20 protein-coding genes, 1 pseudogene and 1 other annotated feature are annotated in these 22,772 nt (G+C 61.0%); of the genes and pseudogenes, 17 read left to right on the top strand and 4 right to left on the bottom strand.

Annotation, left to right across the window (positions count from 1 at the left end):
- Positions 1-125: 125 nt before the first annotated feature.
- A complete protein-coding gene (locus BLO49_RS12245) occupies positions 126-572 on the top strand; it encodes a BLUF domain-containing protein (protein WP_090648912.1) in 447 nt (148 codons plus the stop codon).
- A 101-nt stretch (positions 573-673) separates the two neighbouring features.
- Positions 674-1,880: pseudogene (locus BLO49_RS12240) on the top strand (IS3 family transposase); the annotation flags it as partial.
- Positions 957-1,073: a sequence feature (AL1L pseudoknot), on the top strand. It overlaps the preceding pseudogene by 117 nt.
- A 336-nt stretch (positions 1,881-2,216) precedes the next feature.
- On the opposite strand, the gene moaB reads toward BLO49_RS12240, so the two are convergent.
- Both moaB and BLO49_RS12230 read right to left on the bottom strand, forming a co-directional pair.
- Positions 2,217-2,753, bottom strand: a complete 537-nt coding sequence (moaB, locus tag BLO49_RS12235; RefSeq protein WP_090648909.1) for a molybdenum cofactor biosynthesis protein B — start codon at positions 2,751-2,753, stop codon at positions 2,217-2,219.
- Between the two features lie 9 nt (positions 2,754-2,762).
- The gene (locus BLO49_RS12230) at positions 2,763-3,455 is read right to left on the bottom strand and encodes a DUF542 domain-containing protein (protein ID WP_090648906.1); all 693 of its coding nucleotides are present in this window, start codon (positions 3,453-3,455) and stop codon (positions 2,763-2,765) included.
- Positions 3,456-3,650: 195 nt separating this feature from the next.
- Between BLO49_RS12230 and ubiT the strand changes: the two genes are divergently transcribed.
- The 5 genes from ubiT (at position 3,651) to moaA (ending at position 8,489) form a co-directional block, all read left to right on the top strand.
- Entirely contained in the window at positions 3,651-4,172 is a 522-nt protein-coding gene (gene ubiT / locus BLO49_RS12225) for a ubiquinone anaerobic biosynthesis accessory factor UbiT (RefSeq protein ID WP_090648903.1), read from the top strand.
- Positions 4,159-5,163, top strand: a complete 1,005-nt coding sequence (ubiU, locus tag BLO49_RS12220; protein WP_090648901.1) for a ubiquinone anaerobic biosynthesis protein UbiU — start codon at positions 4,159-4,161, stop codon at positions 5,161-5,163. Before ubiT ends, ubiU begins: the two co-directional genes overlap by 14 nt.
- On the top strand, positions 5,154-6,053 hold the full coding sequence (gene ubiV / locus BLO49_RS12215) for a ubiquinone anaerobic biosynthesis protein UbiV (protein ID WP_090648898.1): 900 nt from the start codon (positions 5,154-5,156) through the stop codon (positions 6,051-6,053). The genes ubiU and ubiV overlap by 10 nt, the downstream gene beginning before the upstream one ends.
- A gap of 65 nt (positions 6,054-6,118) precedes the next feature.
- The gene (locus tag BLO49_RS12210; RefSeq protein WP_090648896.1) at positions 6,119-7,303 is read left to right on the top strand and encodes an NnrS family protein; all 1,185 of its coding nucleotides are present in this window, start codon (positions 6,119-6,121) and stop codon (positions 7,301-7,303) included.
- 193 nt (positions 7,304-7,496) lie between these two features.
- Entirely contained in the window at positions 7,497-8,489 is a 993-nt protein-coding gene (moaA, locus tag BLO49_RS12205; RefSeq protein WP_090648893.1) for a GTP 3',8-cyclase MoaA, read from the top strand.
- Here moaA and BLO49_RS12200 read toward each other — a convergent pair.
- Complete coding sequence (locus BLO49_RS12200; protein WP_090648889.1) at positions 8,486-9,262, bottom strand: cyclic nucleotide-binding domain-containing protein; 777 nt, start codon at positions 9,260-9,262, stop codon at positions 8,486-8,488. The genes moaA and BLO49_RS12200 overlap by 4 nt on opposite strands.
- Before the next feature lie 334 nt (positions 9,263-9,596).
- On the opposite strand from BLO49_RS12200, the gene BLO49_RS18520 reads away from it, so the two are divergent.
- Genes BLO49_RS18520 through BLO49_RS12155 form a run of 9 tightly spaced genes read left to right on the top strand, consistent with a single transcriptional unit; the run spans position 9,597 to position 21,329 of the window.
- On the top strand, positions 9,597-10,922 hold the full coding sequence (locus BLO49_RS18520) for an MFS transporter (protein WP_090649054.1): 1,326 nt from the start codon (positions 9,597-9,599) through the stop codon (positions 10,920-10,922).
- A 12-nt stretch (positions 10,923-10,934) separates the two neighbouring features.
- Entirely contained in the window at positions 10,935-12,344 is a 1,410-nt protein-coding gene (locus BLO49_RS18515) for an MFS transporter (RefSeq protein WP_090648887.1), read from the top strand.
- 3 nt (positions 12,345-12,347) lie between these two features.
- Positions 12,348-16,079, top strand: a complete 3,732-nt coding sequence (locus tag BLO49_RS12185) for a nitrate reductase subunit alpha (RefSeq protein ID WP_090648884.1) — start codon at positions 12,348-12,350, stop codon at positions 16,077-16,079.
- Positions 16,076-17,599, top strand: coding sequence for a nitrate reductase subunit beta (narH, locus tag BLO49_RS12180; RefSeq protein WP_090648881.1), 1,524 nt, complete (start codon positions 16,076-16,078; stop codon positions 17,597-17,599). The genes BLO49_RS12185 and narH overlap by 4 nt, the downstream gene beginning before the upstream one ends.
- Positions 17,600-17,602: 3 nt before the next feature.
- A complete protein-coding gene (narJ, locus tag BLO49_RS12175) occupies positions 17,603-18,301 on the top strand; it encodes a nitrate reductase molybdenum cofactor assembly chaperone (RefSeq protein ID WP_090648879.1) in 699 nt (232 codons plus the stop codon).
- Between the two features lie 2 nt (positions 18,302-18,303).
- Positions 18,304-19,011 carry a respiratory nitrate reductase subunit gamma gene (gene narI, locus BLO49_RS12170; RefSeq protein WP_090648876.1) on the top strand — a complete coding sequence of 236 codons (708 nt, stop codon included), beginning with the start codon at positions 18,304-18,306 and terminating at the stop codon, positions 19,009-19,011.
- A 4-nt stretch (positions 19,012-19,015) separates the two neighbouring features.
- Positions 19,016-20,095, top strand: coding sequence for a peptidylprolyl isomerase (locus BLO49_RS12165; RefSeq protein ID WP_090648874.1), 1,080 nt, complete (start codon positions 19,016-19,018; stop codon positions 20,093-20,095).
- A 41-nt stretch (positions 20,096-20,136) separates the two neighbouring features.
- Positions 20,137-20,688, top strand: coding sequence for a hemerythrin domain-containing protein (locus BLO49_RS12160; RefSeq protein WP_090648871.1), 552 nt, complete (start codon positions 20,137-20,139; stop codon positions 20,686-20,688).
- On the top strand, positions 20,685-21,329 hold the full coding sequence (locus BLO49_RS12155) for a carbonic anhydrase (RefSeq protein ID WP_090648869.1): 645 nt from the start codon (positions 20,685-20,687) through the stop codon (positions 21,327-21,329). The genes BLO49_RS12160 and BLO49_RS12155 overlap by 4 nt, the downstream gene beginning before the upstream one ends.
- 8 nt (positions 21,330-21,337) lie before the next feature.
- Here the strand turns inward: BLO49_RS12155 and BLO49_RS12150 are convergent, their stop codons facing one another.
- Positions 21,338-21,586 carry a MoaD/ThiS family protein gene (locus BLO49_RS12150; RefSeq protein WP_090648866.1) on the bottom strand — a complete coding sequence of 83 codons (249 nt, stop codon included), beginning with the start codon at positions 21,584-21,586 and terminating at the stop codon, positions 21,338-21,340.
- A 421-nt stretch (positions 21,587-22,007) separates the two neighbouring features.
- Here BLO49_RS12150 and BLO49_RS12145 point away from each other — a divergent pair, with 421 nt between their 5' ends.
- On the top strand, positions 22,008-22,712 hold the full coding sequence (locus BLO49_RS12145; protein WP_090648864.1) for an alternative oxidase: 705 nt from the start codon (positions 22,008-22,010) through the stop codon (positions 22,710-22,712).
- Positions 22,713-22,772: the final 60 nt, after the last annotated feature.

The following is a 22,772-nucleotide window of genomic DNA, read 5'->3' as shown; positions in this document are numbered from 1 at the left end:
ATTCATCCGAGATTTAGAGATTATTCAGACCTTATCTGTATCTACAATTGTTACGAAGTCATCGCCTATTCCGGCTCAAACATCACTTCGTAGCGGGGCTAATATTCCGCACAGGAGACATTCGAATGGTCTATCAACTCATCTATTACAGCCGCAACACTGTCGATGGGAGTGATCGGGAGATGCTGACAAACCTGCGAGAAATCCTCGCAAAATCGCAGCACAATAACAGCCGCGACGGTATAACCGGCTACCTGATTTTTGATAAGACGTGGTTTATACAAATACTAGAAGGTGATCGTGATGCTGTCACCACGACCTACCAGCGAATTGCCACTGATCCGCGTCACAGCTCCGCGTCAATTCTCAATACACGCGACGTCAAGGATCGGTTGTTTCCGAACTGGACCATGGCTGGCGCCTTGCGCACACCTGAGATGCAGGAGGTGTATCTCGAACATGGCATCGGCGGCGCGATAGATCCCACAAGGCTTACCAGTGATCAGGTTGTTCGTCTTGCCCTCGATTTGCATCAGTTTGAACAAAACAAGCGCCTCAGACATGCGAGCTGAAATTCAACGACAATTCTGGAAAATATAAGTTAGTGGGAACCTACTGGTGACTGAACCGCCCCGGGTTTGCCGGAGGCCCTAACTCGTGAGTAGATAGGGCTATGACAAACAAAACGACAAACAAATTTTCCCCCGAGATCCGCGAACGTTCTGTTCGGATGGTGCTCGATCATGAAGCAGATTACCCTTCGCGGTGGGCGCCATCTTGTCGGTGGCTCAGAAGATCGGCTGTGCACCGGCCACTTTGAACGACTGGATCAAGAAGACCGAGGTTGATACCGGCAAGCGCGCCGGCGTTCCGACTGATTTGGCCGAGAAGATGAAGGCCCTGGAACGGGAGAACCGGGAGCTTCGGCAGGCCAATGAGATTTTGCGCAAGGCCAGCGCTTATTTCGCCCAGGCGGAGTTCGACCGCCCGTTCAAGCGATGATTGCGTTCGTCGATGATCACCGGGAGGCGTACGGGGTCGAGCCGATCTGCAGGGTTTTGCCGATTGCCCCATCTTCCTATTTTGAACGCGTCGCTCAGCGCAATGATCCGGCTCGACTGTCGGCGCGGGCGAAGCGTGATCTGGAACTCAAGCCGGAGGTCGCACGCGTGTTTGCCGAGAACTACGAGGTCTATGGCGTGCGCAAGGTCTGGCGCCAGATGAGACGCGAGGGGATCATGGTAGCCCGCTGTACAGTCGAGCGATTGATGCGTGGCCTTGGTCTGCATGGTGTCATCCGTGGAAAGCCTGTTCGTACAACGGTTTCCGATAAGGCGGCGCCTTGCCCGATGGATCATGTCAACCGGCAGTTCCGCGCACCACCCAACCGGCTATGGGTGTCGGACTTTACGTACGTCGCCACCTGGCAGGGCTTTGTCTATGTGGCGTTCGTCATCGACACCTATGCCCGCAGGATCGTCGGCTGGCGCGCCAGTCGTACGGCCCATGCCAGCTTCGTCCTCGATGCATTGGAGCAAGCGATCTATGATCGCAGACCTGTTCATCGCGGAGGCCTGGTGCACCATTCGGACCGCGGAAGTCAGTATATTTCTATAAAATACACTGAGCGCCTGGCCGAGGCCGGTATCGAACCCTCAGTCGGAAGCGTGGGCGATTCCTACGACAACGCCCTGGCTGAAACCATCAACGGACTTTACAAGGCCGAGGTCATCCACCGCAAAGGCCCATGGCGAAACTTTGAAGCCGTCGAGTTTGCCACACTCGAATGGGTTGATTGGTTTAATCATCGACGGCTTCTTGAGCCTATAGGCAATATACCGCCGGCTGAGGCTGAACAAATGTACTATGCCGATCTCGACACGAAGAGATGGCCGCGTAACTTTTATAAATCGGCCTCCGGCAAACCCGGGGCGGTTCAAAATTCGCCAGAAGCCACAAAGACCCCCAAGGCAGATGCCGAGGGGTTTTTGTTTGCCAGCCCCGTTCTGCAACCTAAAATAGGATGTATCATTGGAACAAGTGCCCGAATTAACGCGTTTGGCGCAGCCGTAGAGTCATCCGTACCCTTGGCGCGGACGACTGAAGAAAGATACCTTGGCATAGATACGCATCTCGGGCGTCACACCTTCAAGTACGTTAGCCGGGATCAGCACACCCTGACCATCATTACTAGCAACAGTAACCTAAATCGATTGCTACGGACAAATCCCGCGATAACGGGGTATCTGGCCGACCAGGGAACAGGGGCGGAAGCGGCTGTCGAGTTCCATGGCCAGCACCAGGTCCCAGCCATCCCGGCAGGCGCCGGTCGAGCCGGGCAGGCAGAAGACGAATGTATCTTCCGCCTGACCGGCGAAGGCGCGTGACTGAAGCGTCGCAACGCCGACGGTTGCCAGGCTGGCATGATGAAACACCACGCCGAAGCCTTCCATTTCACGTCGGAACAAGGGACGGATGGCCTCCGGGGTTACGTCGCGCGGAGCGAACCCCGTGCCGCCGGTCGTCAGCACGACGTCGATGCCCTCGTCGGCCACCCACTTGCCGATCTGGCCGCGAATGGCGTCGACATCATCCGCCACGATGACGCGGTCTGTCAGGGTGTGGCCTGCCGCGACCAGACGCTCCGCCAGCAAGGCGCCGGAGGTGTCTGTTGTCATGTCGCGGGTATCCGAAATCGTCAGGACAGCGATATTAAGGGGGTAGAAGGGGAGGTCTGGATTAATACCGGCCATGGCGCTGCCTTAGGCCGTCACGGGGGGCAGGTCCGCAAAGCGGGGGAACAGGATGTTGTTCTCCAGATGCATGTGGACGCGCAGATCCGTATCCAGCTTCTGGCAGGCGGCATAGAGCGCGCGCCAGGTCGTGCAGGCGCCGTGAGGCGGAACGAAGTCCGTGGTCAGTCGCGCCAGGGCTTCGAGTTGCTCGCCGAGATCTTCGTGGTCGCTCATCATGCGCGCAACCGGATGGGTCAGGTCATAATGGCTGCCCAGCATGGCGGGGAACAGCATCTGCTCCTCGATGGCCTGGTGCTCGTCGAGTTCATGGGCCATGATGGCCAGAAGATCACCTAGCCCGTGCGGACAGTCAGGGCTGTCGCGGTGAACGGCCTCGACGCGGCGTGCCATGCGGATCGCTTCGGGGAACTCGGCGCGATGAACCTCGTGATAACGCTCGACTATATACGGGATGAGCGCTTCGGTCGCATCCGGCGCTTCGGTTTCATCCCCATTCAGAGCCGCAAGATCACCAAGCACAAGCGCCAGGTCGACGCCGCGGGCGGTTGCGGCCTCGCTTAGGGGCACACCGCCTTTGCAGCAGAAATCTATCTTGTAACGCCGGAAGACGGCCGTGGCGCCCGGCACTGCCACGGCGATGTCTTTGACCAAAGTGTCCGGGACTAATGTATCCGGGACTATGGTATCTGGTATGGTCATATCGAAACTCCTTCACTGGGATGTCCATAGCCGCCCCCGCGCACGGCGGCATTAAAGGCTGTCAATTCGCCGCCTAAGGCTTTTCGGCCATCCGCTTGATAAACTTCGGGGGTGCGGCATGTCGGCAAAGCTTGCCTGTGCCGCGGCAATATTGCGAAGCCTGCGGCATTCACCTGCGGAAAGTCGTCCAGTCCTATGCGTCCCAAATCCCTCGGCTCGTTCCGGGCCTTGCCAGCGCCTCCGCGCTGGTTTTTCAAAACGGCGGCCCTGCCGCTTAATGCCCTTTTGACGGCGTCACTCAGGCGGGTGGTCAGGGAACGGCCTGATGTCTTTCAAAAACTTGGCCGCTTCCAGAACGCCGTATTCCTGATCGCGCCCATGGATATGCCTTTTGCCTTCCGGCTGAAGCCATTGGCGCGGCAGGGTATCGTCGAAATCGTCACGGGGCAGGAGGACAAGGCTTATTCGGTCAGGATCAGCGGAAATCTTAAGACGCTGCTTGGCCTGTTCGACGGGACGATAGACGCGGATTCCAGCTTCTTCGGCGGCGACATAAGGCTGGAGGGTGCAACCGATGCGGCGCTGGCTATGCGCAATGCCCTGGAGGCCGCCGAACTGGGACCGGGCGATATTCTGGGACTGCCCGCCAGACTGAAACCCGCCTTCAACCGGTTGGTCGCCGGATTGCCTTTCGGGATGCGCCATGGCGCCGTCTAAACGGAAGCTGGAACTGGTATGCCCCGCCGGCTCGGCGCCCATGCTGCGCGCGGCCATCGAAGGCGGCGCCGACAGTGTTTATTGCGGCCTGCGCGACGAGACCAACGCCCGGAACTTTCCCGGCCTGAACCTGGATGCCGCCGAACTGGCGGCGGCCGTCAACTGGACGCACGAGAAGGGCGGCAAGCTCCTGCTGGCCATCAATACCTTTGCCAGGGCCGGCGATACGGGGGAATGGCAAAGGGCCGTCGACTGCGCGGCGCGATCCGGAGTGGATGCGGTTATCGCCGCCGACCTGGGCGTCCTGGCCTATGCGCATTCGGTCTGGCCGGATTTGCGGCTTCATCTCTCCGTCCAGGCCGCGGCGGGCACACCCCAGGCAATCGCCTTCTATGCCGAGACCTTTGGCGTCAAGCGTGTGGTGCTGCCGCGCGTGCTCAGCGTTGAAGAAGTCACGCGCCTGACCCGCGCGGTCGATGTGGAAATCGAGGCGTTCGTTTATGGCGGCCTGTGCGTCATGGCGGAAGGCCGCTGCGCGTTGTCATCCTACGCCGCGCCGGGATCGCCCAATCTGACAGGTGTATGTTCGCCGCCTGATTCCGTCCGCTTTGTCGAATCCCAGGGCATGACGACGGCCCGGCTGGGCGATTTCGCCATTGATCGCCACGCGCCGGGCGAACCGGCCGGATATCCCACCCTGTGCAAGAGCCGTTTTGTCATCGATGATAAGCCCGCCTATCTGTTTGAAGACCCGGTGAGTCTTAACGCCATGGATATGCTGGCGGGCCTGAAGCGCGCCGGTGTCACCGCCGTCAAGGTCGAAGGGCGGCAAAGGGGGAAGGCATATGTATCGCGCGTGGCGCGGGCGTTCCGGCAGGCGATAGACGCCCTCGAAGCCGGCCGACCGACCGCGCCCTATGCCGATATGCTGGCCGATCTTGCCGAGGGGCGAAAGGAAACGTCTGGAGCGTACAGAAAATCATGGCGGTAGCAAAACTGAGCCTGGGCCCTTTGCTCTTCAATTGGTCTCCTGAAGTCACGGAGGCTTTCTACGCACGGATAGCCGATGAAAGCCCGTTTGACCGCGTCTATCTGGGGGAAGTCGTATGCTCCAAGAGGATACCGTTTTTAGGCCCCGTCCTGGCGCGTGCCGCCGAGCGCCTGATCGGCGCCGGCAAGACCGTGGTCTTTTCCAGCCTGGCCTTGCCGGCAACCGAGCGGGAGCAGTCCATGTCGGGCGCCTTGGCCGCCGTCGAAGACGAGATCGAGGTCAATGACATGTCGGTCCTCCTGAGGCGCGGCCGGCGGCCCTTCGTCGCAGGGCCGTTCCTCAATGTCTATAACGAACTGGCGGCGAGGCAGCTTGTGGCGATGGGGTGTGTCCGGCTGTGCGCCAATATAGAACTGTCGCTCGACGCCATCGGCGCCATTCACAAAAGCGTCCCGGACCTGCCCATTGAAATCCATGCCTTCGGGCGGCTGCCGCTGGCTCTTTCCGGGCGGTGCTATCACGCGCGCGCCCACAATCTCCATAAGGATGCCTGTCAGTTTGTCTGTGACCGCGACCCGGACGGACGGTCCGTCCGGACCGTCGAGGACCAGGATTTTCTGGCCATCAACGGCATCCAGACCCTGTCGAACGGCGTCCATGTACCGGGTGTTTCCATCGACCGGCTGACGGCGGGCGGCGTGACGACCCTGAGGCTCAGCCCGCATTCCGTGGATATGATCGCGGTCGCCCGACTGTTCGATGCCTTTGCCTGGAACGCCATGGAGGCCGTCGAGTTGAATGCCCGCCTGAAAGCGCTGGCGCTGCCTGGGCCTCTCGTTTCCGGTTACCTGCTCGGGAAGCCGGGCAGTCAGGCCGCGCGATGCGCGTGACACTCTGTCACCTGTTAACTGCGAGTGATAAGCATTATTATGAATAAAAACACGGAGTTTGCGTCATGGCGACGACTGCGCAGCAAATGAGAGCCTTCACGGGCCTATCCCTGTTCAGTGCGGGCTTCAGGCCCTTCTATCTGTTTGCCGCAACCTGGTCGGCGCTCATGGTGCCGCTGTGGATATGGATATATTCCGGTGGCCAGACGGTTGCTTTGCGGATCGATGTGGCCTGGCACGCCCATGAGATGCTGTTCGGCTATATCTGCGGCATCATTGCCGGGTTCCTGCTGACCGCTGTGCCGAACTGGACGGGCAGGCTGCCGGTTACAGGCGTCCCGTTGGCTCTGCTTTTCGGGCTGTGGGCTATTGGTCGACTGGCCATGTTGTCCCCGGCCCATGACGGCCTGACGGCAGCGCTTGCCGACAGCGCTTTCCTGTGCGTATTTGCCGTGGTGATCTGGCGCGAGATACTGACCGGGAAGAACTGGCGCAACCTGCAGGTGGCGGTCATGGTATCGCTGCTGGCCCTGGCCAATATAGCCTTTCACAGCGGGGAGACGCAGGTGACGATCCGCCTGGCGCTTGGGGTCATTCTGACCCTGGTTGCGCTGATCGGCGGCCGCATCATTCCGAGTTTCACCACCAACTGGCTGAAAAAGGCCGGTATGGCCCTCATGCCGCCGGCTTTCAACCGCCGGGATCTGCTCGTCATGGTCATGACGGCAGTGGCTTTGCTGGGCTGGGGCCTGGTTCCCGCCTCGCCGTGGAGCGGTGGCGCGCTCCTGGCGGCGGGCGGACTCAATGGCTGGCGCCTCAGCCGGTGGCGGGGACTAGCCACGCGCAAGGAGCCGCTGTTGTGGATCCTGCATGTCGGTTACGCCTGGCTGGTCATCGGCCTGGTCTTGCTGGGCCTGGCGGCGCTGGGGCAGGCGGTCAATCCGCCGGGCGCGGTGCCGATGCAGGCGGGGCTTCACGCACTGACTGCCGGCGCCATCGGCGTGATGACCCTGGCCGTCATGACGCGGTCCAGCCTCGGACACACCGGACGGCCCCTGACGGCTGGCCGCGGAACGCTCATTATTTACCTTCTGGTCAATGCGGCGGCCCTGGTGAGAGTAGGGGCCGCCCTGGTGCCTCAGGTCTATATGTCCGGCCTGATCCTCTCGGCCATGCTGTGGATGGCAGCGTTCGGCGGCTTCGTCTTGGTCTACGGACCCAGGCTGGTTACCGCCCGCCGGCGGGCTTGAATTGATGAATGTCAAGCAGGGCGGACGGACCTGTCAATGACGCGGCCGGGCGCCGGCCTTAAGGTCTGTGACACCGCACCGGTGGCGCGTTCCCCTTCGCCACCCCGTCGCGGCAGATCACGGCCATTCGCCTGAGTGTGCTGGTCAGAGCGGTGGGGTGACCTGCCGCTCTTTGTTTTGCGAGGGAGTTTTCATGGCCTTCGAGGCTCGCAATCTGTCGGACGGGTTCGGCCGCCGCTTCTCCTATGTGCGGCTCTCCGTCACCGAGGTCTGCAATTTCCGCTGCACCTATTGCCTGCCGGACGGATGGAAGAAAACCGGGCCGCTCAGCTTCCTGACCCCCGCTGAAACAGCGAACCTGGCCGCCGCATTCGCTGAGGTCGGCGTGTCGAAAATTCGCCTGACCGGGGGAGAGCCCAGCGTTCGGCCGGACCTGGCCGAGGTAATCGCGCATCTGGCCGCGGTCGAGGGCATCACGAAGATCGCCATGACCACCAATGGCTGGAACCTGGATCGTCGGGTCGCGCAGTGGCGCAATGCCGGCCTCAGCCATCTGAATGTCAGCGTCGATTCGCTTGACCGCGAGCGGTTTCGTCACATTACCGGGCATGACAGGCTGCCGGCCGTCCTGGCGGGAATTGACAGGGCGCTCGGCCTGGATTTCACTTCGGTAAAGCTCAATGCGGTCCTGCTTAAGGATACGGCCGAGGCAGACTTTGATGTCTGGGCGGAATTTGTGCGTCACAGGCCGGTCGCGGTGCGGTTCATCGAACTGATGCGCACAGGCGATAATGCCGACTATTTTGCCGCCAATCACGTCAGGGGCAGCATCGTTACCGACTGGCTCGAAGCGTCAGGCTGGCAATTGCAGCCGAAACTGAAGGACGGCGGGCCGGCGAATGAATATGCCCATCCCGACTATGCGGGGCGCATCGGTCTGATCGCGCCCTATGCCGCCGGATTCTGCGACGGTTGCAACCGGCTGCGGGTGACTGCCCGCGGCAAGCTGCGCCTGTGCCTCTTCGGGGAAGGGGGCTGCGATCTGCGTGACCTGTTGCAAAAGGCGGATGACCGGCCGGCGCTTATTGAACGGATATCCGGCGCCCTGACCGGCAAACCGGTCGGCCACAGGCTGAAGGACAATCTGCCCGGCGACCTCCGGCATCTGGCGGAGTTAGGCGGTTAGCCTCTTTCGGCGCTGCATGACCGCTCAGAAGGCGGCCACATCTCCTTGGCGGCCTTGCCAGTCGTCCCCTTGCCTGGCGGCATGTGATTGTCGAGCAGCGGACTGGGCGCCGCGAGGCGTCTGAGAGGCACCGGTCGGGCGAGTTTGACTTCCGCGCCCTGCACTTCGACGCCGTAATCAGACAGGGTGGCGAAGGCGCGCGACAGGTTTTCGGCCGTCATGCCCAGCAGTGAGGCGAGGGTGCGCTTTTCGTGAGGCAGTGTGACCGTTTCCACGCCACCCTGGCGCACCTGAAGCGTCAGGAGGTAATTGGCCAGCCGCTCGGCGCCGCTGCGCAGCTTCTGGTTCTTGATGGAACGGACCAGGCCGCGATAGCAGCCGGAAACTTCCTGGGCGACGGCCACGGCAAAGGCCGGATCTTCATTCATCGTGCGCCGCAGCGACTCGGCTGAAAGCATAAGAATCTGCGACTTCTCAAGCGTGCGGGCCGACATCAGGGCATTGGCGTCCAGCACCACGGCCGCCAGGATGAAGGTCGAAATGGGCCTGAGAATCGCCAGTGTGCTTTCCTTGTCCTTCCAGGTGCCCTGTAGCTCAACCGTGCCTTCCAGCAAGATATAGAGGAAGTCGACCGGATCGCCTTCATAAAGCAGGGTGGCATTGGCCGGAAAGTTTTGCAGAAAGGCACCGCCGGTCGCGTCCGTGAATCGGGCGTCACTCATGCCGGCGAATAATTGCAGGCCGCGAATTCGGTTAAGATCGACATCTCTCATTGGCGGGACTGACTCATTATAGCTGGGGAGTTCAACTCAGCATTGCTGCTGCAATTGATAAATGTCAAGCCAAAATCGCAAGCTTTGCCAGGCGTTTTACTGACTTTTTAATAGCCGTCTGGCTATATCCAAGGGTTGATAATTGTCAATTGATTGAAGCAAAAACAGCAATCGAATTGTTTAAATAAGACAAATGGATACTGTGTCGCGGTTGATTATAGTTATCGCCTGACAGACATGGTTTTAAAACTTGATAATCATCAAGTGAATTCTGCTTTCTCTCTCGTATTTCTGCCGTGACAACACCATTGGCCTGTCTCAGGGGTAGATGTATATGGTTTCCGTTTCCGACAAACCCGCACCGGGCGCCTTTGCCGCACTCTGGGTGAGTACCCTTTCATTCACGGCCTGTTTTGCGGTCTGGACGATCTTTGCCATCATCGGCATTCAAATCAAGACGGACCTCCATCTGAACGATGCCGAATTCGGCCTGCTGGCCGGCACGCCGATCCTGACCGGCTCACTGGTCAGGCTGTTCCTTGGCGTCTGGACCGACCAGTTTGGCGGACGGGTCGTCAACCTGCTGGTCATGCTGGCGGCGGCCGCGGCCACCTATCTTCTGTCCTTTGCCCACACCTATCCGCAATTTCTTCTGGCCGCTCTGGGCGTGGGCATTTCCGGCGGGTCGTTCGCGGTGGGCGTGGCCTATGTTTCGCGTTTCTATCCGAAAAGCCGGCAAGGCACGGTTCTTGGCATCTTCGGCGCCGGCAATATCGGTTCGGCCTTCACCAAGATCGTCGCGCCGATGGTGATGGTCGCCTTCGGCTGGACCGCTGTCGCCCAATACTGGGCTCTTGGTCTCTTCGTCATGGCGCTCGTCTTCTTCTTTACCACCAAGGATGACCCGGACCTGGTGTCGCGGCGGAAAAGCGGCGTAAAGGCCGTGCCCATGCTGACCCAGCTCGCACCGTTGCGGAACCTGCAGGTGTGGCGCTTTGCCCTCTACTATTTCTTTGTGTTCGGCGGCTTCGTTTCGCTTGCTCTCTGGCTACCGCATTACCTGGTCGGTGTTTACAGCCTGGATGTCCGGACGGCGGGCCTGTTCGCAGCGGCCTATTCCATTCCGGCGTCTTTGTTCCGGGCCGCCGGCGGTTGGCTGGCTGACCGGATCGGCGCCCGCAAGGTCATGTATCTGACCTTCGGGGTCAGCCTCATCTGCTGCTTCCTTCTCGCCTATCCGTCGGCCAGCTATGTGGTGGATGGCGTAAAGGGCCCCATTGCCTTCCGGATAGCGACCGGGTTGGTGCCTTTCACGATGATCATTTTTGTGCTCGGCTTCTTCATGAGCCTGGGCAAGGCTGCGGTCTACAAACACATTCCTGTCTATTACCCCGATCGCGTCGGCGCCGTCGGCGGCGTGGTCGGCATGGTCGGTGGCCTTGGCGGTTTCATCCTGCCGATCACCTTCGGCTTCCTCAACGACATCACCGGTATCTGGACCAGTTGCTTCATGCTGCTGTTCGTCCTGGTCGGCTCGGCGCTTCTGTGGATGCATTTCGCCATCCGCCGCATGGAGCAGGCCCGTTTTCCCGGCATGTCCACACTTCCCGAACTGCCTGAACTGGTCGGCATGGGCCAGGCGCCCGCCGCCAAGTCTTAAGGAGACGCACCAATGGCAAATCATTTGCTCACCGACTGGAAGCCCGAAGACCCGGACTACTGGCAAGGCAAGGGCCGCAGCATAGCGGCGCGCAACCTGTGGATTTCCGTGCCCAACCTGACCCTGGCCTTCGCCGTCTGGATGGTCTGGTCCATGGTCGTGGCCAAGCTGAAGCTCGTCGGGTTTCGCTTCACGACCGACCAGTTGTTCTGGCTGACGGCGCTGCCGGCGCTTTCCGGCGCCACGCTACGCATCTTTTACAGCTTTATCGTGCCGATCCTGGGCGGGCGGCTGTGGACCGTGCTGACCACCTTGTCACTGGCCGTGCCGGCGGTGGGGATCGGTCTTGCCGTCCAGCACCCGGAAACGCCGTATGCGATGTTTGTTCTTCTCGCCCTGCTGTGCGGGTTCGGCGGCGGCAACTTCGCTTCCTCGATGAGCAATATCGGCTTCTTCTTCCCGAAGGCGCAGAAGGGGAATGCTCTGGCGATCAATGCCGGCTTCGGCAATCTCGGTGTCAGCCTGATGCAGTTTGTTGTGCCGGTAATCATAACCAGCGGCTTTTTTGCCCCGGTCTTTGGCGCCGGTCTCACCATCCATGACAAGGGTGTCGCCAGCCAGCTTTACCTGCAAAACGCCGCCTTCATCTGGGTGCCGTTCATCCTCGCCGCCGCGGCCGCCGCCTGGTTCGGCATGAACGATATCTCCACGGCGAAGGCATCGTTCAAGGCCCAGTCGGTCGTTTTCCGCCGCCGCCACAACTGGATCATGTGCTGGCTCTACCTTGGCACGTTCGGTTCCTTCATCGGTTTTTCGGCGGCCTTTCCGCTCCTGGCCAAGACCCTGTTTCCGGATGTGCTGGTGCTGAAGATCGCCTTCCTGGGCCCCCTGGTTGGTGCGCTTTCGCGCGCCCTGACCGGCTGGATATCCGACCGGTGGGGCGGCCAGAATGTGACCCAGGTCACCTTTGGCGCGCTGATCCTGGGCGTTGTCTGCACGCTCAGGGGCGTGGGCGCTTTTGGCGGGCCGGCGAACTTCCAGATATTTTTCGCCAGCTTCATGTGGCTCTTCTTCTGGACCGGCGTCGGCAACGCCTCGACCTTCCAGATGATCCCGGCGATTGTACGCGCCAGCATGGCCCGCCTGATGCCGGCCGCGACACCGGCCGAACGCCTTCAGTCGGCTGAAATGGAAAGCGCGGCCATTGTCGGCTTCACCTCGGCCTTCGGTGCCTTTGGCGGCGTATTCATCCCGATGGCGTTTGGCCAGTCGCTGAAAGATACCGGCAACGCCAACACGGCCCTGGTCGTTTTCCTGACCTTCTACATCACCTGCGCGGTCCTGAACTGGGCCACCTATGTGCGCAAGGGCTCCATCCTCAGTGGCGCCCAGTCTCCCACCACCCTCAAAGCGGCGGAATAAACCATGTCCCATACTCTTGACCGTCTCGCCTTTTTCAAACGCAAGACCGAACTGTTCTCCAGCGGGCACGGCGTCCTGAATGACGACGACCGCACCTGGGAGGAAGCCTACCGCGACCGCTGGCGCCACGACAAGATCGTGCGTTCCACCCACGGCGTGAACTGCACCGGTTCGTGCTCGTGGAAGATCTACGTCAAGGGCGGGATCGTCACCTGGGAAACTCAGCAGACCGATTATCCGCGCACCCGGCCGGACCTGCCGAACCACGAACCGCGCGGCTGCGCGCGCGGCGCCAGCTATAGCTGGTATCTCTATTCGGCCAACCGCGTGAAATACCCGCTCGTCCGCTCGCGGCTGCTGAAGCTGTGGCGTGAGGCGAGGGCGAAGCTGGCGCCGGTCGCGGCCTGGGAATCGATCCAGCGCGACCCGAAGAAACGCGACAGCTATACGAAGATGCGCGGCGCCGGCGGTTTTGTCAGGGCCAACTGGGATGAGGTCAACGAGATCATCGCCGCCGCCAATGCCTATACCGTCAGGCGCTATGGCCCCGACCGCGTGTTCGGCTTCTCGCCGATCCCGGCCATGTCGATGGTCTCCTATGCCGCCGGCGCCCGCTATCTGCAACTGCTGGGCGGGGTCTGCGGCTCCTTCTATGACTGGTATTGCGACCTGCCGCCGTCTTCCCCTCAGACCTGGGGCGAACAGACCGACGTGCCGGAATCGGCCGACTGGTATAATTCCGGCTTCCTGCTGCTGTGGGGCTCGAACGTGCCGCAGACCCGCACGCCCGATGCCCATTTCTACACCGAGGCCCGCTACAAGGGCGTGAAGTCGGCGGTCATCTGCCCTGACTATTCGGAAGCGTCGAAGTTCGGCGACATCTGGCTGGCGGTCAAACAGGGCACGGACGCGGCGCTCGGCATGGCCTTCGGTCATGTGATCCTGAAAGAGTTCCATCAGGATCGCCAGGTGCCGTATTTCCGCGATTACCTGCGCAAATATTCCGACATGCCGATGCTGGTCCGCCTGGTGAAGAAGGATGGCTACCTGATCCCGGAACGCCTGCTGCGCGCCTCCGATTTTATCGGTGACATGGACGAAGCCAATAACCCCGACTGGAAGACGGTCGCCATAGACGAAACGACCGGGCAGGTCGTGGTGCCGCTGGGCTCGATCGGCTTCCGCTGGGGCGAGGATGGCAAATGGAACCTCGAAGAAAAGGCCGCCAACGGCGCTGAGACCCGCCTGCGCCTGGGTCTGAAGGGCGCGCACGATGAGGTCGCCGGTGTCGGCTTCCCGTATTTCGCCAATTCGGCCAGCAATGGTTTCGCCTCGACCGACCATCCGGATGTGCTGGTGCGCAACGTGCCGGTCAAGCGGATGCAACTGAAGGAAGGCGAGGCGGTCGTCGCCAGCGTCTACGACCTGTTCCTCGCCAATTACGGCGTCGACCAGGGCTTCGGCGGCGACTACATGCCGACGGATTTCGATGACCCGCAGCCTTATTCGCCGGCCTGGGCTGAAAAGATCACCACGGTGTCGCGTGACAAGATCATCGCTGTGGCGCGCGGTTTCGCCACCAATGCCGAAAAGACCAACGGCAAGTCGATGGTCATTATCGGTGCGGCGATGAACCACTGGTTCCACATGGACATGAACTACCGCGCCGTCATCAACATGCTGGTCATGTGCGGCTGCGTCGGGCAGTCCGGTGGCGGGTGGGCGCACTATGTCGGCCAGGAAAAACTGCGGCCGCAGACCGGCTGGGCGCCGATCGCCTTCGCCACCGACTGGGCCAAGCCGCCGCGCCAGCAGAACGGCACCTCCTACTTCTATGCCCACACCGATCAGTGGCGTTACGAAACCGTATCGGCCAGCGAACTCCTGTCGCCGACCGCGCCGGAAGGCGACTGGAACGTCTCGCTGATCGATTACAATGTCCGCGCCGAGCGCATGGGCTGGCTGCCTTCGGCGCCGGCTCTGGAAACCAATTCGCTGGAGATCGCGCGGCAGGCCGCCGAGGCGGGCATAGATGCGAAGGATTATGTCGCTAGGTCACTGAAGGACCGCTCGCTGAAACTGAGCTGCATGGACCCGGACAATCCGGTCAACTGGCCGCGCAACATGTTTGTCTGGCGCTCGAACCTGCTGGGATCATCGGGCAAGGGGCATGAATATTTCCTCAAGCACCTGCTGGGCGCCAGCCACGGCGTGCAGGGCAAGGATCTGGGCCAGACCGGCAAGCAGAAGCCGAAGGATGTCGTCTGGCACGATCATGCGCCGGAGGGAAAGCTTGACCTGCTCGTGACCCTCGATTTCCGCATGTCGACCACGGCGGTCTATTCCGATGTCGTCCTGCCGACGGCGACCTGGTACGAAAAGCACGACCTCAATACCTCGGACATGCACCCCTTCATCCACCCGCTGACGGCGGCGGTCGATCCGGCTTGGGAAGCACGCTCAGACTGGGCGATCTTCAAGGGGCTGGCGAAGACCTTTTCGGCCGTGGCCCCCGAAGTGCTGGGCCTGGAAAAGGATGTGGTCCTGACGCCGATCCAGCACGATACGGCCGGCGAAATGGCCCAGCCGTTCGACGTCAGGGACTGGTATAAAGGCGAATGCGAGCCCATCCCCGGCAAGACCATGTCGCAGGTCACGGTTGTCGAGCGTGACTATCCCAATCTCTATAAGCGCTTCACCTCGCTTGGCCCCCTGCTGGAAAAGACCGGCAATGGCGGCAAGGGCATCGCCTGGAACACTGAACACGAGGTTCACGCACTGAAGGATCTCAATGGTCGGGTAACGGAAAAAGGCATCAGCGAAGGGCTGGCGCGCATCGAAACCGATATCGATGCCGCCGAGGCGATCATGATGCTGGCGCCGGAAACCAATGGCGAGGTCGCGGTCAAGTCGTGGCGGGCGCTCGAAAAGCAGACCGGCCGCAAGCACGATCACCTGGCCCTGCCGAAGGAGGACGAAAAGATCCGCTTCCGCGATATCGTGGCCCAGCCGAGAAAGATCATTTCGTCGCCCACCTGGTCGGGCATCGAGAGCGAGCACGTCTGCTACAATGCCGGCTATACCAATGTCCATGAACTGATCCCATGGCGGACCCTGACCGGCCGCCAGCAGCTCTACCAGGACCATCTGTGGATGCGGGCCTTCGGCGAGGGCCTGTGTGTCTACAAGCCGCCGGTCGACCTGAAAACGACCTGGGTCAAGGGCGAGAAAAGCAATGGCGAGGCGGAAATCGTCCTCAACTTCATTACGCCGCACCAGAAATGGGGCATTCACTCGACCTATTCCGACAACCTGATGATGCTGACCCTCAACCGGGGCGGCCCGGTCGTCTGGCTGTCGGAAACCGACGCCCGCAAGGTCGGGATCGAGGATAACGACTGGGTGGAGGTGTTCAACGCCAACGGGGCGCTGACCGCGCGAGCGGTCGTCTCGCAGCGGATGCTGGAAGGCACGATCTTCATGTACCACGCCCAGGAGAAGATCGTGAACACGCCGGGATCGGAGATCACCGGCCAGCGCGGCGGCATCCACAATTCGGTCACGCGTGTAGTGCCCAAGCCGACCCACATGATCGGCGGTTATGCCCAGCTCGCCTACGGCTTCAACTATTACGGCACGGTCGGTTCCAACCGCGACGAATGCGTCGTCGTGCGGAAGATGAAGAAAATCGACTGGCTCGAAAAGAAACTCAGCAAGAAGGAGGCCGGTCAATGAAGATACGTGCCCAGATCGGCATGGTGCTCAATCTCGATAAGTGCATCGGCTGTCATACCTGTTCCGTGACGTGCAAGAACGTCTGGACCAACCGCGAAGGCGTCGAATACGCCTGGTTCAACAATGTCGAGACCAAGCCTGGCGTCGGCTATCCCAAAGAGTGGGAGAACCAGAAAAAGTGGAACGGCGGCTGGGTACGCAAGGCCAGTGGTAAGATCGAACCGCGCATGGGCGCCAAATGGCGCATCCTGTCGAAGATATTCGCCAACCCCGACCTGCCGGAAATCGACGACTATTACGAGCCGTTCGATTTTGATTACGGCCACTTACAAACGGCGCCCGAACTGAAGGCGTTCCCGACGGCGCGTCCGCGTTCGAAGATCACCGGCGAACGCATGGAGAAGATCGAGCGCGGCCCGAACTGGGAGGAAATCCTCGGCGGCGAATTTTCCAAGCGCTCGAAGGACTACAATTTCGAAGGCATCGAAAAAGCCATGTACGGCGAATTCGAGAACACCTTCATGATGTACCTCCCGCGCCTGTGCGAGCACTGCCTAAACCCCGCCTGCGTCGCGGCGTGCCCATCCGGCGCCATCTACAAACGCGAGGAAGACGGCATCGTCCTGATCGACCAGGACAAATGCCGCGGCTGGCGCATGTGCGTTTCGGCCTGCCCGTACAAGAAGATCTATTACAACTGGAGTTCGGGCAAGTCGGAGAAATGCACCTTCTGCTTCCCGCGCATCGAGGTCGGCCTGCCGACGGTCTGCTCGGAAACCTGCGTCGGTCGCATTCGCTATCTCGGCGTCCTGCTTTATGACGCCGACCGGATCGAAGCGGCGGCTTCGGTGCCGGATGAAGACCTTTACCAGGCCCAGCTCGATGTCTTCCTCGATCCGCATGACCCGAAGGTGATCGCCCAGGCGCGCCTCGATGGCATCCCCGAAGCCTGGCTTGAGGCCGCGCGCCACAGTCCGGTCTACAAGATGGCGATGGACTGGAAAATCGCCTTCCCGCTGCACCCGGAATACCGCACCCTGCCGATGGTCTGGTATGTGCCGCCCCTGTCGCCGATCCAGTCTGCGGCCTCGGCGGGCGCGCTGGAAATGGACGGCGAAATGCCGGATGTCCATTCGCTGCGCATCCCGGCCAAATACCTGGCCAACCTGCTGACGGCCGGCGTTGAGGCCCCGGTGATCACCGGCCTGCAACGCATGATGACCATGCGCTGCTACATGCGCACCAAGACGATCGAAGGCCGCATCGACGTGCCCCTGGTTGAAAAGGTTGGACTCTCGGTCGCCCAGGTCGAGGACATGTATAAAATCATGGCGATCGCCAATTACGAGGATCGCTTCGTCATCCCGACCACGCACCGCGAGGCGGCGGAAGATGCCTATGACCTGCGCGGGTCGTGCGGCTTCACCTTCGGCAATGGCTGTTCCGGCGGCCAGACCGAGTTCGGCCTGTTCGGCAAGATCAAGAAACCGGCCGCCGTGCCCACAGTGAAGGAGGCGTAAGCCATGGCCCTTACATATCGAGGACTGGCCTGCCTGCTGTCCTACCCGACCCCGGCGGTCAAGGAGACCGTCGGGGCTATTTCGCAGGTATTGCGCGAGGAAAATCTCCTGCCGGCGGCAAACCGCAAGGCGGTTGACGCCCTGATCGCCGAAATCGCCGCGGACGACCTTTACGACCTTCAGGAGTGCTATATCGATATCTTCGACCGCACGCGCTCCCTTTCGCTCAATCTTTATGAGCATGTCCACGGCGAAAGCCGTGAACGCGGCCAGGCGATGGTTGCCCTGCTTGAGCTGTACCGCAGCCGGGGGCTTGAGCTCGATGCCAATGAGCTGCCTGATTTTCTGCCGGTATTCCTGGAGTTCCTGTCGATTCTGCCTCAGGCCGAGGCGGCGTCTTTCCTTGGGGAGGCCGTGCATGTGCTCGAAGCCATGGCGGTCCGGCTGAAGAAGCGCGACAGCCGTTATCAGGCGGTCTTCGACAGCCTCGTGGCCCTGGCCGGTGTGCGCGCCGAAGCCGGCGTGGTTGCCGCCCTGCTGGCGGAACCGGAACAGGATCCTGACGATCTCGAAGCGCTCGACAAGACCTGGGAAGAAAGCGCGGTGACCTTCGGGCCCGGCGAGGCTGGCTGTCCCAAGGCCGAAGCGCTGGTTGAGGCCATGCGCGTCCCCCCTAAACCCGCTATCGCCAGAGGAGCGTGATCATGGAAACCGTCAATAACCTCCTGTTCGGGGTCTATCCCTATATCGCCCTGTCGGTGCTGGCTCTGGGCTCGATCCTGCGCTTCGACCGCGAGCAATATACCTGGCGTTCGGGCTCGTCTCAGCTTCTGCGCCGCAAGCAGCTCGTCGCCGGATCGGTGCTTTTCCATCTCGGCATACTGGTCATTTTCGTCGGCCATCTCGTCGGTCTGCTGACGCCGATCGCCGTCTTTGAATATTTCGGCGTGCCGCACATGGCCAAGCAATTGCTGGCCATGATCGCCGGCGGCATTGCCGGCGTATTCGGACTGATGGGGGCACTGCTGCTGCTGCACAGGCGCCTGTTTGATGCTCGTATCCGCAAGACATCGAGTTTTGCCGATATCGCCATACTGGCGCTTCTGACCGTTCAGCTTTGCCTCGGCCTGGCCACCATCCCTGTGTCCGCTCAGCATCTCGACGGCAGCGAAATGGTGAAATTCATGACCTGGGCGCAGGGCATATTCAGCTTCCAGGGCGGCGCCGCGGCCTATGTCCGCGATGTGTCATTGGTCTTCAAGGCGCATCTGCTGCTCGGCATGACCATCCTGCTGGTCTTCCCGTTCACCCGCCTGGTCCACATGCTGTCGGCGCCGGTCTGGTATCTCAACCGTCGTGGCTGGCAGCTTGTGCGCACCCGCCGCGATATGACGCAACCCAAGCGGAGATAGGCTTATGGACGTTTTTGTCATAGACGGGGTGGAAATCCCCGAAAAACTGATCCGTGAGGAGATGCCGAACCATCCCGCACCGACCTCGGCCGAGGCGCACAAACAGGCGGCCCATGCCCTGGCCGTCAAGGCGCTGCTGCTGAACCGGGCGTCGGCACTGGGACTTGAACCAGCGCCGGAAAGCGATGACAGCGGCCGGATAGAAACCACCGAGGAGGCGCTGATCCGTCAGCTCTTTGCCCGCGAGCTGACCCCGGCCGCGCCGACGGAGGCGGAATGCCGGCGCTTCTTCGACGCCCGGCCCCAGCACTTCTTCACGCCCGAACTTTACGAAGCCTCGCACATCCTTATCCAGGAATCGGCGCGCGATGTGGCATTCGACCTGGTGAAGCAGCTTCTGGGCGAACCCACTGCGTTTGAAGGCCTGGCCAGGGCGCTGTCGCAGTGTCCCTCGGCGGAGGTCGGGGGTTCGCTGGGCCAGTTGCAGATCGGCGATCTGGTGGCTGAGGTCGAGGAAACCCTGCTGTCCATGCCCGTGGGCGCCATCTATCCCGAACCGGTCGCTTCGCGTTTCGGTTGGCATATCCTGCGGCTGGACCGTCGGGTGGCGCGCCAGCGGCTGCCCTATGAAGCCGTGCGGGACCGTATCCGGATGCATCTGGAAAGCCGCGCATGGATCGCCGCGTCGGCCCGATATGTCGAAACGCTCGTCGAGGCGGCCCGCAGCCAAGGCATCGCCCTGCGCATGGGTGAGGCTGGCCAGGTCGAACGGCCAAGCCTTTCCCTGGGCGCCATGATCGATGACGACACCCTGGCCGGGCGGATCGCGCCGTGGCTGGCCGCTGTCGACCCGGAACTGGCGGACAAGGTGGCGGCCGCCGCCGATCTCAAGGGCGCCTCCGTTGCCGACTTTATCCGGCATGAGGTGCGCGATTTCCTGGATAATGCCGATGACGAGTCCTTTACCCAGCTCGTATCGGCCGCCCAGGGCGCGGAAGACCCCTTGCTGGCCAGCGTGACCTGCGTTCTGAAAAAGCGCCTGACGCCAGCCAGGAAGACCTTCTCCCTCATCAGGAAAGCCTGATGATTTATGGCTCTGGCTGCTAATTATCTGGAGACACAGTTATGGACGCTCAGGAAACGGAAATCGAAAAGCTGCCGGACTCCTTGATTCACGAGCCGCTGAACTGGCTGTTCGCCGAACATTACCGTCACCGGCAATTGTGCCGGCTTATCGACAGCCTGGCGACAGCGGCGGCTTATAACGAAGAGGGCATGAACGAGGTCATCGCCTTTCTGGAACATGACATGCCGCTGCATGTGCTGGATGAAGAGGAGGACCTGTTTCCGCTGCTTCGCCGGCGCGCGGTGCCCGATGATGATCTCGAACATGTGCTCGGTGTCCTGAGTGGCGAACACCAGTCGGATGGCGACCGGGTCTCCACCCTGCTGGCGGCCCTGATCAGAGCGCGGTCAGAGCGGAAATCTCCGGCCCTGAATGCGGGGCTGCGAACGCTTCTGACCGAATTCGCGGTGCATGAGCGTAAGCATATCGCGCTGGAAAATGCCGTCATCCTGCCGATAGCGCGGCTGCGCCTGCAAGCTTGCGACCTTCAGGCCCTGAGCGCGCGCCTGGCCGCGCGTCGCGGGCGTCTTCTCGACGGAGTAAAGGAATGAGCAGTTCGATCTTCAGGAAAAACCTGGCCTGGGTCGCCGAACAGACACAGGCGGACCCGCACGTTTTCACCGGCATCGGCAAGACACCTGATCCCCGCATCTTATGGATCGGCTGCAGCGATAATCCGCATTCATCGCTGGAAATCGCCCCCTTCGGCAGGGAGGGCTGCCTGGTCCACCGAAATCTCGGCAATCAGGTTTCGGCGCAGGATGCAAACCTGCTGGCAACGCTCGCCTATGCGATTGACAGCCTTCAGATCGAGCGCATTGTCGTGTGCGGTCACTATGGCTGCCATTGCCTCAGGCATGTCCTGCGCGGCAAGGCGCTGGGCGCGGCCGACTACTGGTCCAGCCCCATCCGCAGCCTGTTCCGGCAGCACCGGCGCCAGCTTGACGAAATCGTCAGCGAGGAGGCGCAGATCCAGACCCTGTGTGAACTGAATGTCCGGATGCAGGTCCGCAACCTGGCTGAACATCCGTTGGTCGAGGCACGCCTGGCAGTGGGCAGCCTCAAGATCGACGGGGCTATGTGGTCGGCGCGGGATGGCCTGCTGAGGGATCCCGGCATTGCCGGCCCCAGAACGCCGCGCCCATCGAGAAGAGCCAGTGCGGCGTCGGCGGACATGATGACGGCGCCTTAAACCACGCCTCAGCCACCTGAGAATACCGAAAAGAAGGCAACCTCGTCGCCATCGGACAGAGGCTGATCACTGTGCGTCACCACCTGGTTGACGCTCATGCGGATCAGGCCGGGCGTGATCCTTCCACTGTCCACCAAATCCTGGAAAATCTCTTCCCGAAGCCGGAAGAGGCTGCCGTGGGCATCGGTCAGGTCGAGGCGTACGCGTCGTTCCCGCATGAGGTCCGCCATGCGGCCAAAAAACAGAATATCGATCATGGTGTTCCAAAAAAGTGTGATGTGCAGGCTGCCCGTGTGCCGCGCGGCGAGATGCGCGCAATATGGCCTGTTTTGACAGGCCGGCATTAAAGAGGATCAAGCCGACCGCACAGGCATTTGGGGCGGGCGGTTGACATATGTCGGGCGCCATTTTGTGATCAGCGCCAGATTTGACGAATATCAAGCCTGCGCAGCCCGGCAAATGATCGAGCCAGACCTGGCGCGGCACAGGGTCTTATGCTGATTGCCGGCAAAAGCAGGCGCTTCCGGGTTTGGGGCGTCAAATAATTGATAAATATCAATTCCGGCGTCAAGAATTGCGATCTTTGGATTGACGATCTTGCCGGCCGCGTATCTTTTATGTCAATGCGCGGCGGTTCGGTAGCCTCTATACAAACGTCATGTTATTCAGGAGTTTGACATGACCAACGAACTTTTCATCGACCTGTCCGTCCACCATAAGCCTCGTGGCTTTTCTGATCACTTCGCCCTGGGCTTCACCAAGCTGTTGCGTTTTTGCGCCGACACCTTCTTCGCAAAGCGCTATGGTCATCGCGCCGTTGTGCTCGAAACGGTGGCAGCGGTCCCCGGCATGGTCGGTGCCACGATCAATCACCTGAAGTGCCTGCGCCGTATGACCGATGACAATGGCTGGATCCGGACCCTGATGGAGGAGGCCGAAAACGAGCGTATGCACCTGATGACCTTCGTCGAGATCGCCCGGCCGACCCTGTTCGAGCGCTTTGTCATCATCGCGGTTCAGTGGGTCTTCTATGTCGCCTTCTTCCTTCTGTACCTCGTCTCGGCGAAAACCGCGCACCGCGTGGTCGGCTATTTCGAGGAGGAGGCGGTCATCAGCTATACGCACTATCTGGCGGAGATCGATGAAGGGCGCAGCGCCAATGTGCCGGCGCCGGCGATCGCCCTGCGCTACTGGAAGATGCCGGCCAATGCCACCCTGCGGGACGTTGTACTGCTGGTGCGTGCCGACGAGGCTCACCATCGTGACGTCAACCATGGCTTCTCCAACGAGCTGAAAGGCGTAGCCCCCGCCGGACAGGTGATCGCCCCTTATCCTGAGCACGATCTCGAAATCGTCGGCCTTTCCCGCAAAGAAGCCGCCTGAAACCGGCCCGGTCTGTCGTTAAAGTGCCCGCTTTTATGCGGGCACTTTTTTTGCCGGGTG

Source organism: Asticcacaulis taihuensis (assembly GCF_900100255.1).
Taxonomy (GTDB): Bacteria; Pseudomonadota; Alphaproteobacteria; order Caulobacterales; family Caulobacteraceae; genus Asticcacaulis; species Asticcacaulis taihuensis.
Note: the sequence above shows the minus strand (reverse complement) of the source record. Positions and strands in the feature narration are given on the sequence as shown.

Excerpts from the sequence above, each read along its gene's own strand:
- BLO49_RS12245 (WP_090648912.1), top strand. The coding sequence starts at position 126 with ATGGTCTATCAACTCATCTATTACAGCCGCAACACTGTCGATGGGAGT.
- moaB (WP_090648909.1), bottom strand. The coding sequence starts at position 2,753 with ATGGCCGGTATTAATCCAGACCTCCCCTTCTACCCCCTTAATATCGCT.
- BLO49_RS12230 (WP_090648906.1), bottom strand. The coding sequence starts at position 3,455 with ATGACCATACCAGATACCATAGTCCCGGATACATTAGTCCCGGACACT.
- ubiT (WP_090648903.1), top strand. The coding sequence starts at position 3,651 with ATGCGTCCCAAATCCCTCGGCTCGTTCCGGGCCTTGCCAGCGCCTCCG.
- ubiU (WP_090648901.1), top strand. The coding sequence starts at position 4,159 with ATGGCGCCGTCTAAACGGAAGCTGGAACTGGTATGCCCCGCCGGCTCG.
- ubiV (WP_090648898.1), top strand. The coding sequence starts at position 5,154 with ATGGCGGTAGCAAAACTGAGCCTGGGCCCTTTGCTCTTCAATTGGTCT.
- BLO49_RS12210 (WP_090648896.1), top strand. The coding sequence starts at position 6,119 with ATGGCGACGACTGCGCAGCAAATGAGAGCCTTCACGGGCCTATCCCTG.
- moaA (WP_090648893.1), top strand. The coding sequence starts at position 7,497 with ATGGCCTTCGAGGCTCGCAATCTGTCGGACGGGTTCGGCCGCCGCTTC.
- BLO49_RS12200 (WP_090648889.1), bottom strand. The coding sequence starts at position 9,262 with ATGAGAGATGTCGATCTTAACCGAATTCGCGGCCTGCAATTATTCGCC.
- BLO49_RS18520 (WP_090649054.1), top strand. The coding sequence starts at position 9,597 with ATGGTTTCCGTTTCCGACAAACCCGCACCGGGCGCCTTTGCCGCACTC.
- BLO49_RS18515 (WP_090648887.1), top strand. The coding sequence starts at position 10,935 with ATGGCAAATCATTTGCTCACCGACTGGAAGCCCGAAGACCCGGACTAC.
- BLO49_RS12185 (WP_090648884.1), top strand. The coding sequence starts at position 12,348 with ATGTCCCATACTCTTGACCGTCTCGCCTTTTTCAAACGCAAGACCGAA.
- narH (WP_090648881.1), top strand. The coding sequence starts at position 16,076 with ATGAAGATACGTGCCCAGATCGGCATGGTGCTCAATCTCGATAAGTGC.
- narJ (WP_090648879.1), top strand. The coding sequence starts at position 17,603 with ATGGCCCTTACATATCGAGGACTGGCCTGCCTGCTGTCCTACCCGACC.
- narI (WP_090648876.1), top strand. The coding sequence starts at position 18,304 with ATGGAAACCGTCAATAACCTCCTGTTCGGGGTCTATCCCTATATCGCC.
- BLO49_RS12165 (WP_090648874.1), top strand. The coding sequence starts at position 19,016 with ATGGACGTTTTTGTCATAGACGGGGTGGAAATCCCCGAAAAACTGATC.
- BLO49_RS12160 (WP_090648871.1), top strand. The coding sequence starts at position 20,137 with ATGGACGCTCAGGAAACGGAAATCGAAAAGCTGCCGGACTCCTTGATT.
- BLO49_RS12155 (WP_090648869.1), top strand. The coding sequence starts at position 20,685 with ATGAGCAGTTCGATCTTCAGGAAAAACCTGGCCTGGGTCGCCGAACAG.
- BLO49_RS12150 (WP_090648866.1), bottom strand. The coding sequence starts at position 21,586 with ATGATCGATATTCTGTTTTTTGGCCGCATGGCGGACCTCATGCGGGAA.
- BLO49_RS12145 (WP_090648864.1), top strand. The coding sequence starts at position 22,008 with ATGACCAACGAACTTTTCATCGACCTGTCCGTCCACCATAAGCCTCGT.